Raw genomic sequence first — 12668 nt, 5'->3', positions numbered from 1 at the left:
GAGCGGGTCAGCCGCCGTCCGGCGGCTGGAAGGCCGCGAGCAGACGTTCGGCGGCCAGCGTCGCGGTGAGCGTGCCGTCCCGGACCTGCCGTTCCACGACGGGCGCCAGACTCCGGACGTCGGGGTGTTCGCGCACGCGGGCGAGGAGCTGATCGCGGACCATGGACCAGGTCCATTCGATCTGCTGGTCGCGCCGCTTCGCCTCCAGTCGGCCGTCGGTCAGCAGTACGCGCCGGTGCTGCTCCAGGCGCTCCCAGACGGCGTCGAGTCCGCTGTTCTCGCGCGCGCTGCAGGTGAGCACCGGCGGCGTCCAGCCCGCGTCCAGCGGCTGCAGCAGTCGCAGCGCGCCCGCCAACTCCCGGGCTGCCGAGGCGGCTTCGCGCTCGTGCGGACCGTCGGCCTTGTTGACGGCGACGAGGTCCGCGAGTTCGAGGACGCCCTTCTTGATGCCCTGCAACTGGTCCCCGGTGCGGGCCAGGGTGAGCAGCAGGAACGAGTCGACCATGTTGGCCACGGAGGTCTCGGACTGCCCGACGCCGACGGTCTCGACGAGCACCACGTCGTACCCCGCCGCCTCCATGACGATGATCGACTCACGAGTGGCCCTGGTCACGCCGCCCAGCGTCCCGGAGGTCGGCGAGGGTCGCACGAAGGCGGCCGGGTCCACCGCCAGCCGTTCCATTCGGGTCTTGTCGCCCAGGATGGAGCCGCCGGTCCGGGTGGAGGACGGATCGACGGCCAGCACCGCGACCCGGTGGCCGAGGCCGGTGAGCATGGTGCCGAGCGCGTCGATGAACGTGGACTTGCCCACGCCCGGCACCCCGCTGATGCCGACCCGGCGGGCCGTTCCCGAGTGCGGAAGCAGCTCGGTCAGCAGCCGCTGGGCCTGCTCGCGGTGGGCGGGGCGGGTGGACTCGACGAGTGTGATCGCCCGGGCGATGTGCGGCCGCGACCCGTCGAGGACGCCCTTGATGTAGCCGTCGATGTCGATCGTGGGTGCCATCGGCTCACAACTCGTGGCCGAGAGCGGTGGCGAGGGTGTTCAGCAGGTCGTACGCGGCGTCCGGGATCACCGTGCCGGGCGGGAACACCGCGGCGGCGCCCGCCTCGTGGAGGGTCTCGATGTCCTGCGGCGGGATGACCCCGCCGACAACGATCGTGATGTCCTCCCGGCCCGCCTCGGCGAGCTGCTCGCGCAGCGCCGGCACCAGCGTCAGATGGCCGGCCGCGAGCGAGGAGACACCGACGATGTGGACGTCGGCCTCGACCGCCTGGCGGGCCACTTCGGCCGGGGTCTGGAACAGCGCGCCGACGTCGACGTCGAATCCGAGGTCGGCGAAGGCGGTGGCGATCACCTTCTGGCCGCGGTCGTGGCCGTCCTGGCCCATCTTGGCGACCAGGATGCGCGGCCGCCTGCCCTCTGCCTCGGCGAACGCGTCCGCCAGCTTGCGGGTGCGCTCCACGCCGGGCGACGTTCCTGCCTCGTCTCGGTACACACCGGTGATGGTACGGATCTGGCCGACGTGCCGGCCGTACACCTCCTCCAGTGCGTTCGAGATCTCACCGACGGTCGCCTTGGCGCGCGCCGCGTTCACCGCGAGCGCGAGCAGGTTGCCCTCCAGGCCGCCGCCGGGCCGGTTCCCGTCCCGGGCGGCCGCGGTCAGCGCGCGCAGCGCGTCCTGGCAGGCGCCCTCGTCCCGCTCCGCGCGCAGCCGCCGCAGCTTCTCGATCTGCTGGGTGCGGACCGAGGAGTTGTCGACCTTGAGGACGTCGATCTTCTCGTCGGTCCCGACGCGGTACTTGTTGACGCCGATCAGTGCCTGGCGTCCGGAGTCGATACGGGCCTGGGTCCGGGCCGCGGCCTCCTCGACGCGCAGCTTCGGGATGCCCGCGTCGATGGCCTTCGCCATGCCGCCCGCGGCCTCGACCTCCTCGATGTGCTGCCAGGCGCGCCGGGCGAGATCGTGGGTGAGCTTCTCGACGTACGCGCTGCCGCCCCACGGGTCGATGACCCGGCAGGTGCCCGACTCCTGCTGCAGGAACAGCTGGGTGTTGCGGGCGATGCGGGCGGAGAAGTCGGTGGGCAGCGCCAGCGCCTCGTCCAGCGCGTTGGTGTGCAGCGACTGGGTGTGCCCCTGGGTGGCTGCCATGGCCTCGACGCAGGTGCGCGGCACGTTGTTGAACACGTCCTGCGCGGTCAGCGACCAGCCCGACGTCTGCGAATGGGTGCGCAGCGACAGCGACTTGGGGTTCTTGGGGTCGAAGCCCTTGACGAGCTTGGCCCACAGCAGCCGGGCCGCCCGCAACTTGGCGATCTCCATGAAGAAGTTCATGCCGATGGCCCAGAAGAACGACAGCCGCGGTGCGAAGGCGTCCACGTCCAGCCCGACCGCCAGCCCCGCGCGCAGGTACTCGACGCCGTCGGCCAGCGTGTAGGCCAGCTCCAGGTCGGCCGTGGCTCCGGCCTCCTGGATGTGGTAGCCGGAGATGGAGATGGAGTTGTAGCGCGGCATCTTCTGCGAGGTGTACGCGAAGATGTCGGAGATCACCCGCATCGACGGCTGCGGCGGGTAGATGTAGGTGTTGCGGACCATGAACTCCTTGAGGATGTCGTTCTGGATGGTCCCCGCGAGCTTCTCCGGGGGCACACCCTGTTCCTCGGCCGCGACGATGTAGAGGGCGAGGACCGGCAGCACCGCGCCGTTCATCGTCATCGACACGCTCATCCGGTCCAGCGGGATGCCGTCGAACAGCTGCCGCATGTCATAGATGGAGTCGATGGCCACGCCCGCCATGCCGACATCGCCCGTGACCCGCGGATGGTCGCTGTCGTAGCCGCGGTGGGTGGGCAGGTCGAAGGCGATGGACAGCCCCTTCTGCCCGGCCGCGAGGTTGCGCCGGTAGAAGGCGTTGGACTCCTCGGCGGTGGAGAAGCCGGCGTACTGGCGGATCGTCCACGGCTGGTTGACGTACATCGTCGGGTACGGCCCGCGCAGGTACGGCGCGATCCCCGGGTAGGTCTCCAGGAAGTCGAGACCGGCCAGGTCGTCGGAGGTGTACAGCGGCTTGACGCCGATGCCCTCCGGCGTCTGCCAGAGCAGGTCCTCGGCGTCCTTGCCCGTGCTCTCCCGCACGGCCGCCCGCCACTGGTCGCCGGTGACGCCGTCACCGGGCGCGGCGCCGGCCGGACCGTCCGGCACCAGGCCGATGTCCGCGAAGTCCGGGATCGATCCCGGCTGCCCCGTGCTGCCCTGCATCACGCCACTCCCATGCGGTCAAGGACGGAGGCGAGGGTGGCGACAGCGTCGCCGCCCGCGAAGACGAACTCGTCGACTCCGGCCCGAAGATACGTTTCTCGCAGCTCACCCGGACGGCCCGCGAGGAACACCCGCTGGGCGCCGGCCGAGACCAGGGCGGCCGCGACGTCCGCGGCCTGCTCGGCGTACAGCTTGTCGCTGGAGCACAGACAGGCCATGGTGGCGCCGCTGCGGGCGAACGCCTCGGCGACCGACGCGGCGTCGACCGTCACCGGGTCCTGGACGGTCTCGATGCCGCCCGCCTGGAAGAGGTTGGCGGCGAAGCTCGCGCGGGCGGTGTGTGCCGCGGCCGGACCCAGTGCGGCCAGGAAGGCCCGCGGCCGGGCGCCGGTGGTGGCCAGATGCGCGTCGGAGCGGGCCCGCAGCGCCTCGAAGGCGTCGTCGCGCCGGACCGTCGGCAGTCCGCCGCCGTCGCCCGCGAGGGCCCCGGCCGGCTCCGGCGCGGTCTCGCGCTCCACCAACTGTTCGGCGAGATTCGGGAACTCGCTGACACCCGTGATCGGCTCGCGGCGGTGCGCGAGGTCCGCGGACCGCTGCTCCCAGCTGCCCGAGAGGCGGTCCGCGACCAGACCGGACCGCAGGGCTGCCGCCTGGCCCCCGGCGCGTTCGATCTCCTGGAACCAGGACCACGCCGCATGGGACAGCTCGTCCGTCAGCTGCTCCACATACCAGGAGCCGCCCGCCGGGTCGATGACCCGAGCCAGGTGGGACTCCTCCATCAGAATCGAGGAGGTGTTGCGGGCGATCCGCCGGGCGAAGTCGTCCGGCAGGCCGAGCGCGTCGTCGAAGGGCAGCACGGTCACCGTGTCGGCGCCGCCCACACCGGCCGCGACACAGGCGACCGTGGTGCGCAGCATGTTCACCCACGGGTCGCGCCGGGTCATCATCACCGGCGAGGTCACCGCGTGCTGGCGCTGCGCCCCCGCGGTGGTGGCCGCCCCGCTCGCCTCGGCCACCCGGGCCCACAGCCGCCGCGCGGCGCGCAGCTTGGCGATGGTCAGGAACTGGTCGGCGGTGGCCGCGTAGCGGAACTCCAGCTGGGCGCAGGCCGCGTCGACCGTCAGCCCCGCGCCGGTCAGCTCCCGCAGATACGCGACGCCGGTGGCGATGGAGCAGCCCAGCTCCTGCGCGGCCGAGGCACCGGCCCCGTGATAGGGCAGCGCGTCCACCGTCAGTGCCCGCAGCCCGGGGTACTCGCGGTGACACAGCCCGGCCAGTTCGGCGGCGGCCGCCGGCTGCGAGTCGAGAGCGGAGTGCTGCCCAGTACGGGCCGCCTGTCCCAGCGGATCCGCGCCGAGGTTGCCGAGCGCCGAGTGCGGCGGCACCCCGCGCGTCTCGTAGAGGCTCAGCAACTCCTTGGCGGCGGCCTCGAACTCGGGGCCGGCGTCCAGGACGACCGGCGCGAGGTCGAGGTAGACGCCCTCTAGGGCCGTCGGGATCCCGGACACGGGCATACCGGCGCCGCCGACGAGCAGCCACAGCGAGGTGACGCCGTTCTCCAGGTCCGCGAGTACGGCTTCGTTGGTGCGCTTCGGATCGGGGCGGGCATGCCGCTGGCGCACGTCCCACCCGGTGCCTGCGGTGCCCTCCGGCCGTCCGGCGCGGGTGAACGGCGGGAAGCCGGGATAGCCGGAATCCGCGGCGCTGTCCTGCGCGGTGTACAGGGGACGGACGGCGATTCCGTCCTGGAGCGTGGTGGACAGCGTTTCCTCGGCCGGGGTACCCGGGACCGCTGTGCCCGCTTTGTGGAGTACGCCTTCGACAAGGCGTTGCCACTGCTCGCGGGAAGCGTCCGGGAACTCGTCGGCCAAGGGGAGTCCGTGATCAGGCAGGACCGTCATGAGGAAAGGCTAGGGCAGCCGCTAAAGGCAGGGCAGGCCCACGACTGTGACCTTGCCCTCTTTGCCGGTCCCCACCGTCCTGAACTGGGGCTTTTGGGCCTTCGGCGACCGGCCCCCGCAGATGGTCAGGGGGGCCGGGCAGGTGTGGCCCAGGGGGTGGACGGGGAGTCCGCCCGAGCGCTCGGGACGGCGACCGGTGCCCGATTCGTACCGACTCGTCACTGGTGTGCGTACCGGCTCGTCAACCGGTGACGGAGCTGCGCCGCTCCAGCAGCACCACGTCCCGCCAGACGCCGTGGTGTCGGCCGATGCGTTCGCGGGTGCCGATCACGCGGAACCCCGCGCGGTCGTGCAGGCGCAGGCTGGCTGTGTTCTCCGGGAAGACTCCGGACTGGATGGTCCAGATGCCGGCCGCCTCGGTGGACGTGACCAGCGCTTCGAGCAGGGCGCTGCCCACCCCGCGTCCGCGTGCCCGGGGATCCACGTACACGGAGTGCTCCACCACCCCGGCGTACGCGCTGCGGCCGGAGACCGGTGAGACGGCCACCCATCCCAGGACGGCTCCGCCGTCGCCGTCGAGGGCGACCATCCGGTGTGCCGGGAGCCTCGCCGCGTCGAAGGCCGCCCAGTCCGGCGCTTCGGTCTCGAACGTGGCGTCGCCCTCGTCGATCCCGGCTTGGTAGACCGCCAGGACCTCCGGCGCGTGCGCCGCACTCATCGGGACGATCCTCAGCTCGCTCATGGGCCGAGGATGCCATGAGGGCGGGCGGGAGAGCAGGTCCGCCCTCGGTCACCGCGGGTGCCGCGGGGAGGGCGGGCCGGGTCAGGCCTCGATCGGGGAGGCGGCTTCCAGGACGGAGGCCAGGGCGGTCTGGAGGTTCGCGGAGGCGCCGCGCCGGAAGGCCCGCTCGTAGGCGTCGTCACCGATGCGGGCCCGCGCCGTCCGTTCGCACTCCTCGCGGATCGGGCCCAACTCCGGCGTCCCCCGTTGGGGATGGCCGACGGTGCGCCAGAAGGCCTGCCCGACGCCGAAGACCCCCGCCGCCCGTTCGCCTTCGCCCTGCGCCGCGATGGCGGCTGCCAGCAGATCGAGGCCCAGAGCGATGCCGAAGTTGTCGCGCAGGAGCTGCTTGCCGTCGAGCATCGTCCGGGCGTGCCGGGCAGCCGCGGTGGGGTTGCCGGCGAGGAGGGCGACGATGGAGAGCTGATAGTCGAGGTAGGTGCGGGTCCAGCACTCGTCGAGCTCCACGCACCGGTCGCGCAGCTCCGCCGCCTCGGTGTGGGCCTTGGGTAGTTCGCCGAGCCCGATGAGGGCGAACACCCTGATCAGATGGCAGCGGAGCCGGGCGGCCGAGGCGAAGGGCGGGCCGGGTTCGACGTTCAGGGCGTGGTCGGTCGTCAGCTGCGCGGCGAGCGGCTCCCCGGTCAGCAGGGAGATGAGGCCGCTGAGGTAGGCGGCTGCGACGATCGCCTCGTTGTCGCCGTCCTCCCGCGCCGCTCGGGCGGACTCCTCGCTCAGCCGGCGCGCGGTCCCGTAGTCGCCCTGGAGCGTCACGGTGAAGCCCAACGCCCACAGTGCCCGGGTCCGTTCGGGACCGCGCGCGCCGTACCCGGCCAGTCCCTGTTCCAGGTAGCCGCGGGTCTCGTGGAGGCGGCCGCAGCCGCTCCAGAAGAAGCCGATCAGGCCGGCGAGGTCGAGAGCGTGCCGGGGGGCGGTGGCGAGGAGGTGGTCCAGGGCGGTGCGCAGATCCGTGCGCGCGTCGCTGACCCAGCGGTACCAGCTGGCCTGGTCGGCGCTGAGCCATCCCGCGTCGGCCTGCCGTGCCAGCCGCAGGAAGTGGTACGCGTGGCGGTCGGCCAGGGCGCCGTCCTCGGACAGTGCGCGCAGCCACCACTGGCCGTACTCCCGGATGGTGTCCAGCATGCGGTAGCGCCTGCCGTCCTGCCGGACCACCGACTGGGCCACCAGCCGTTCCAGCGCCGGACCGACGTCGTCGGCGCTCAGCGGACCGCCCGCGCACACCGACCGGGCCGATTCGAGGTCGAAGGCGCCCCGGAAGACGGTCAGCCGCGCCCAGAGCAGCCGCTCCAGCGGCCGACAGAGCTCGTGGCTCCAGCCGATGGTGGTCCGCAGGGTCCGGTGCCGCCGCGGCGATACGGAGACCGACCGGCTCACCAGGTCGAAGCGGGAGCCGAGTCGTGCGGAGACCTCCTCCACGGTGGCCTGCCCGACCTGCGCGGCGGCGAGTTCCAGTGCCAACGGGATGCCTTCCAATCGGCGGCAGATCGCGCTCGCCGCCGATGCCGCGGCCTCGGCCGGCCGGCCGCCGGAACTCGTGGCGGCGGCGCGCTCGGTGAACAGCGCCAGCGCGTCCTGGCCGTCTGCCCGCATCGGCGGGACGTCCATCACGTGTTCGGTGTCCAGCTCCAGCGGCTGTCTGCTGGTGGCCAGGACGGTCAGACCGGGAACGGTGGTCAGCAGGTCCGCCACCAGATGCCGGCAGCTGTCGACCAGGTGCTCGCAGGAGTCCAGAACCAGCAGCAGTTCCTTGACGGAAAGCCATTCGCACAGCGCCTCGACCGGCATCCGGGACGTGTGGTCGGAGAGGTCGACCGCGTCCGAGACGGTTGCCAGCAACAGCCGTTCCCCGTCGAGGGACGACAGATCGGCCCACCACACGCCGTCCCGGTACCGCTCGGCGGCGCGGCCCGCGGCCCGTAGCGCCACCCTGGTCTTACCCACGCCGCCGGTGCCGGTCAGGGTGACCAGCCGGTGACCGGCCAATGCGCTCTCCAGGCAGGCCAGTTCATCGGCGCGCCCCACGAAACTGGTGGATTCCTCGGGAATATGGCCCATCACGGGCCCAGTCTGGCACCCGGCGGCAGCGCGGTCAGGCGCGACGGGGAATCTGCCCGCATCCGCCCGAGCCGGGGCGCCGCGGGCGCGCACGAGCGTCCGGCCCGCCGGCGCGGGTCGTCCAGGAAGTGCGCGGGACCCGGGCTGTGGGGTCGGTCAGCCGTCCTGCCGCGGTGTCTCGGAGCGGAAGCTGTGGCCCAGCTCGGGACCGAGGCCGTGGTAGTGCCGGAAGTTGTAGATCAGCGGGCTCCAGTTGGCGGGGTCGATGTGCGCGGTGCCCGGCACGACGATCCGCGGGTCGGCGTGGACCCGCAGCACCTGGACCTCGACGATGAGGAAGCCGCCGGACGTGTCCGGCCGGATCCCGACGGCCCGGCCCTCGAGCTGGAGCGGGCACTCCGCCACCCGCGGCGGCCGGACCGACGCGGAGGGCTCGGGCCGCAGCCCGGCCGTCCCGAACTTGTCCGGCTCGTGACGGAACCGGTCCCGCTTGTGCTCGGGTACCGGGTCCCGGCCGGTCAGCGGGGCCAGTCGCTCGACGGCCCGCCACTGCCCGGGTGACGGCAGATTGATGGTGAGCTCGGGCCGTTCCCGGAGGTTGTGCGCGGTCTGTCCCTCGCCGCCCAGCCCCAGCACGACGACCTGGCCCAGGGCCCAGGCCGAGGACATCGGGGCCAGATTGAACGTGCCGTCCGCGTTCTCGGTGGTGAGCAGCACCACCGGCGTCCCGAAGTACAGGACGCTCGGCTCGATCGTCAGGTGGCGTGTCGCGGCTGTGGTGTTCATGGGCCCGACGGTAGGACGGAGAACGTTCGGTGCCGGCCGAAGTGTCGGGCGCCCTGGAGGCCGGCGGGGGCGGCGTTGCCGTGGACGGGGCCGGGCAGAACCGGCCATGTCCGGTGGGGTGGTGGGTGTCCGGAACGCGCCCTACCGCCATGAGGGGCGGACGATCTACCGTCGAATTGGTTTCCTCAGGCGACCATATGTAACGGGGGTTCCCACCGGAGGTGCACCTTCTCCATGACCCACACCGATGCCACGCCGTCCCCCGCCGACCCGTTTGGCGGCCGAGCCGCGGACCCCGCTTATCCCGGACACCGCGGCTGCCCGATGGATCCGCCGGTGCTCCTCGGCGAGCTGCGGAAGCAGGCCGCCGCGTCGCGCGTCACTCTCTGGGACGGCAGCCGGCCCTGGCTCGTCACCCGCCATGCGGAGGCACGCCAAGTGCTGCGGGACGAACGATTCAGCGCCGATTCCACCCGCGACGGCTTCCCGTTCGTCTCACCGTCCGCGACCGCGCTGCGCGACTCGCCCCCCTCGTTCATCCGGATGGACCCGCCGGAGCACGACCGCCAACGCCGCATGGTGACCCAGGAATTCATGATCAAGCGCGTCGCCCGGCTCGGCCCGCGCGTCGGGCGGATCGTGGACGGTCTGCTCGACGACATGATCGCGGCCGGCTCCCCGGCGGACCTGGTCGACACGTTCGCCCTGCCCCTGCCGTCGCTCGTGATCTGCGAGCTGCTCGGTGTGCCCTACGCCGACCACGGCTTCTTCCAGGAGCACAGCCGCGTGCTGCTGAACCAGGAAACCCCCGTGGCGGAGGTCCGCGCCGCGCGCGACGAACTGAGCGACTACCTGCGCGACCTGGTCGGCGAGAAAGCCGTCCATCCGCAGGACGACCTGCTCAGCAGACTCCTGGCGGACCACACGGACCATGGCGACCTCACGGTGGACGACACCGTCCGAATGGCGCTGCTCCTGCTCATCGCCGGGCATGAGACCACCGCCAACATGACGGCGCTGTCCGTCCTGGACCTGCTGGAACACCCACGGCAGTGGGAGCTGTTGTGCGCGGACCCGGGCCGGGTGCCGGCGGCGGTGGAGGAACTGCTGCGGCACCAGACCATCGTGCACACCGGGCTGCCCCGGGTGGCCCTGGCCGACGCGGAGGTCGGTGACGTCACGATACGCGCGGGCGAGGGCGTTCTCGTCTCGCTGGCCGCGGCGAACCGGGACGAACGGGCTTTCCCCGAGCCGGACCGGCTCGATGTGGGACGTCCCGGCCGCAGGCATCTGGCCTTCGGCTTCGGCGTCCACCAGTGCCTGGGACAGCCGCTGGCCCGACTGGAACTCCAGTGCGCCCTGACCGGCATCGTGCGGCGGCTGCCAGGACTGCGGATCGGCGTTCCCACCGGAGAGCTGTCGTTCCGTCACACCATGGCGGTGTTCGGACTCTTCCACCTGCCCGTGGCCTGGTGAGCCCCGCTGAGCCCGGCTGATCGGACCCGGAGCGCCCGGCTGATCCCGGCCGCCACCGGAACCTGCCGCCCTCCCGCCCTGAAACATGAAGGAGTACCCCGTGCGCGTCACCATCGACCGCGCTCTGTGCTGCAGCTCTGGCCTCTGCGTCCTGACCGCCCCCGACGTCTTCGACCAGGCGGACGACGACGGCCGGGTCGTCCTCCTGGCGAGCAGCCCACCGCAGAGCGCGGAATCCGCCGTCGAGGAAGCGGTCGCGTGCTGCCCGGCGGGTGCCATCAGCGTCAGTGAGTAACGCGGACGGCGGCCCGCCGGGTCCGGTCAGCGGGACCACTGACTCCGCTTCGCGCAGATGCACTTCGTGCGATGGCACCGCGGGCACACCACACGAGCGATGACGCTCAGCAACAGGCGGGAAGAATCCACGGCACACTCCCGGTCTCGTCGGCGACGCTGGTCGCTCCTCGCGTACCCCCCGCCCGGGGAGATCACGCCCTGCCGCAGTACTGCCCGGTCGTCGGGTGAACGCCGGTGACGGGCGACGAAGTTGGCGACGATCGCCGCCGGCGCGGTACCCGTTCCCGCACGCGGCGGCCCGCCACCGGGTGATCGGCGGAACGTGTCGTCCGCCGCGGGTCCGCCGTCCGGATGCGATATTGAGCCGGTCCTGCACGATGGCTCAGAGCGCGGCTCCGCCCGGCGCTCGCGAATCCGAGGAATGCCGATGCCGCCGTCCACCGAACCCCTCGTGTTGCTGTCCCGCTCCCTCGACCAGTCTGGTGCGCTCGTCGACTCGGTCGCCGACGACCAGCTGACGCTGGCGACTCCCTGCCGTTCCTGGACCGTCGCCGATCTGCTCGATCACCTCATCGAGGCCCTGGGGCACTTCGCGGAGCGGGCCGGCGGCGGAACTCCCGCATCGGGCGAGCCACCGCGGGGTGCGGGCGGTGGGCGGTCGGCGGCCTTTCGCGAGGGTTCCGCCGCGCTGCTCGAAGCCTGGCGGCGGGCCGGCGATCTGACGGGAACGATCGAGCTCCCCGGGATGGGTGAGGTGCCCGCGAGATTCCCCGTCGACCAGCAGTTCACCGAGTTCGCGGTCCACGCGTGGGACCTGGCGACAGCGCTGGGCCGGCCGGTCGAACTGGACCCCGAGGTGGGTGAGGCCGCACTCGTCTGGGCCCAGGGGGCGCTGCGACCGGAGTTCCGTGGCGAGGAGGGTGGCCCCGAGGCGTTCGGTCCTGAGGTGACCGCCCGCCCGGATGCTCCGGTGTACGACCGCCTCGCGGCGTTCTTCGGTCGCGATCCCGAGAAACCGCGCTGACGCCCTCGTGATCGGCGTCGGGGACCGGGCCGGTCACCGGTGCGACGTGGATCACATTTCCCGGTGCGGATGTCACACTCCGGTCGCCTGCGCCGCTCTCAGGAAGCAACAGCGACAGGAGGCCCGCGATGTCCCACACCCCGCCCGCCGACAGCGCCCGCGAAGCGGCGGAGGCCGATGCCACGGAGGTGTTCATCGGCCACCGTGAGCTGCTGTTCTCCATCGTCTACGACATGCTCGGCAGCGTCGCGGACACCGAGGACGTCCTGCAGGAGACCTGGCTGGCGTGGACGTCCAGAGTCGCGGCGCCCGGCGCGGAACCGATCGACAGTCCGCGCCCCTACCTGGTGCGGATCGCGGTGAACAAGGCGCTCGCCCGCCAGGCCGTGATCAGCCGGCGGCGCGAGACGTACATCGGACCGTGGTTGCCCGAGCCGCTGATCACGCCGCTCGCCGACACGCCCGCTCCCGGTGACGGCGCCGATGTGGCCGAGCGCACCGAGTCGGTGTCGATGGCGCTGCTGGTCGTCCTGGAGACCCTGACCCCGCTGGAACGCGCGGTGTTCGTCCTGCACGAGCTGTTCGGCTACGCCCACACCGAGACCGCGGACATCCTCGAGCGCAGTCCCGCGGCGGTGCGCCAGATCGCCCACCGCGCCCGCGAACACGTGCACGCCCGGCGTCCCCGCTACCGGGCCGACCCGCGGCTGCGGCAGCGGGTGACCGAGCAGTTCGCCGCCGCGGTCTCCGGCGGAGACCTCCAGGCGCTGCTCGAACTGCTGGCGCCCGACGTGACGTTGTGGGCCGATGGCGGGGGCAAGGCCACGGCCGCCGGTCTGCGGCCGGTCCACGGTCGCGACAAGGTCGCCCGGGTGCTGTCCATCGGCGCCGGCCGCAGCGGCCGCGGCCTGGACATCCGCTACGAACGGATCAACGGAGACCCCTCGGCGGTGCTGTTCCGCGCCGGATCACCCTTCGCGGTGCTGGTCGTCGAACTGGTTCCGGACACTGCGCAGGTGCACGGCATCTACTTCGTGACCAATCCGGACAAGCTCTCCCGCATCCATTGA

General features: G+C 72.2%; 10 protein-coding genes. 4 read left to right on the top strand and 6 right to left on the bottom strand.

What is annotated here, in order from left to right; all coding sequences use genetic code 11:
* Positions 1-7 precede the first annotated feature (7 nt).
* The 6 genes from meaB to AC07DC_RS21955 form a co-directional block, all read right to left on the bottom strand.
* Complete coding sequence (gene meaB, locus AC07DC_RS21980; protein ID WP_478916109.1) at positions 8-1003, bottom strand: methylmalonyl Co-A mutase-associated GTPase MeaB; 996 nt, start codon at positions 1001-1003, stop codon at positions 8-10.
* A gap of 4 nt (positions 1004-1007) precedes the next feature.
* The gene (gene scpA, locus AC07DC_RS21975; RefSeq protein ID WP_478916108.1) at positions 1008-3257 is read right to left on the bottom strand and encodes a methylmalonyl-CoA mutase; all 2250 of its coding nucleotides are present in this window, start codon (positions 3255-3257) and stop codon (positions 1008-1010) included.
* Positions 3257-5158 (bottom strand): methylmalonyl-CoA mutase small subunit, encoded by a 1902-nt coding sequence (gene mutA / locus AC07DC_RS21970; RefSeq protein WP_478916107.1) that lies wholly within the window; start codon positions 5156-5158, stop codon positions 3257-3259. Before mutA ends, scpA begins: the two co-directional genes overlap by 1 nt.
* 241 nt (positions 5159-5399) lie before the next feature.
* On the bottom strand, positions 5400-5900 hold the full coding sequence (locus tag AC07DC_RS21965; protein ID WP_478916106.1) for an N-acetyltransferase family protein: 501 nt from the start codon (positions 5898-5900) through the stop codon (positions 5400-5402).
* Positions 5901-5981: 81 nt separating this feature from the next.
* Positions 5982-8015 (bottom strand): ATP-binding protein, encoded by a 2034-nt coding sequence (locus tag AC07DC_RS21960; protein ID WP_478916411.1) that lies wholly within the window; start codon positions 8013-8015, stop codon positions 5982-5984.
* 156 nt (positions 8016-8171) lie between these two features.
* Positions 8172-8801 (bottom strand): flavin reductase family protein, encoded by a 630-nt coding sequence (locus AC07DC_RS21955; protein WP_478916105.1) that lies wholly within the window; start codon positions 8799-8801, stop codon positions 8172-8174.
* Between the two features lie 234 nt (positions 8802-9035).
* Here AC07DC_RS21955 and AC07DC_RS21950 point away from each other — a divergent pair, with 234 nt between their 5' ends.
* The 4 genes from AC07DC_RS21950 (at position 9036) to AC07DC_RS21935 (ending at position 12668) form a co-directional block, all read left to right on the top strand.
* Positions 9036-10277 (top strand): cytochrome P450, encoded by a 1242-nt coding sequence (locus tag AC07DC_RS21950; protein WP_478916104.1) that lies wholly within the window; start codon positions 9036-9038, stop codon positions 10275-10277.
* 100 nt (positions 10278-10377) lie between these two features.
* On the top strand, positions 10378-10572 hold the full coding sequence (locus AC07DC_RS21945; protein ID WP_478916103.1) for a ferredoxin: 195 nt from the start codon (positions 10378-10380) through the stop codon (positions 10570-10572).
* Positions 10573-11001: 429 nt separating this feature from the next.
* Positions 11002-11598 (top strand): TIGR03086 family metal-binding protein, encoded by a 597-nt coding sequence (locus AC07DC_RS21940; protein WP_478916102.1) that lies wholly within the window; start codon positions 11002-11004, stop codon positions 11596-11598.
* A gap of 128 nt (positions 11599-11726) precedes the next feature.
* Positions 11727-12668: a sigma-70 family RNA polymerase sigma factor gene (locus tag AC07DC_RS21935; RefSeq protein ID WP_478916101.1), complete on the top strand. Its 942-nt coding sequence runs from the start codon at positions 11727-11729 to the stop codon at positions 12666-12668.

Source organism: Streptomyces sp. NPDC045021, assembly GCF_056432645.1.
This window is presented reverse-complemented; position numbering and strand designations above follow the sequence as displayed.

What these genes read in the sequence shown, in the direction of transcription:
- AC07DC_RS21955 (WP_478916105.1), bottom strand. Translation starts at nt 8,801, where the DNA reads ATGAACACCACAGCCGCGACACGCCACCTGACGATCGAGCCGAGCGTC.
- scpA (WP_478916108.1), bottom strand. Translation starts at nt 3,257, where the DNA reads ATGCAGGGCAGCACGGGGCAGCCGGGATCGATCCCGGACTTCGCGGAC.
- AC07DC_RS21950 (WP_478916104.1), top strand. Translation starts at nt 9,036, where the DNA reads ATGACCCACACCGATGCCACGCCGTCCCCCGCCGACCCGTTTGGCGGC.
- AC07DC_RS21935 (WP_478916101.1), top strand. Translation starts at nt 11,727, where the DNA reads ATGTCCCACACCCCGCCCGCCGACAGCGCCCGCGAAGCGGCGGAGGCC.
- AC07DC_RS21960 (WP_478916411.1), bottom strand. Translation starts at nt 8,015, where the DNA reads ATGGGCCATATTCCCGAGGAATCCACCAGTTTCGTGGGGCGCGCCGAT.
- AC07DC_RS21965 (WP_478916106.1), bottom strand. Translation starts at nt 5,900, where the DNA reads ATGAGCGAGCTGAGGATCGTCCCGATGAGTGCGGCGCACGCGCCGGAG.
- mutA (WP_478916107.1), bottom strand. Translation starts at nt 5,158, where the DNA reads ATGACGGTCCTGCCTGATCACGGACTCCCCTTGGCCGACGAGTTCCCG.
- AC07DC_RS21940 (WP_478916102.1), top strand. Translation starts at nt 11,002, where the DNA reads ATGCCGCCGTCCACCGAACCCCTCGTGTTGCTGTCCCGCTCCCTCGAC.
- meaB (WP_478916109.1), bottom strand. Translation starts at nt 1,003, where the DNA reads ATGGCACCCACGATCGACATCGACGGCTACATCAAGGGCGTCCTCGAC.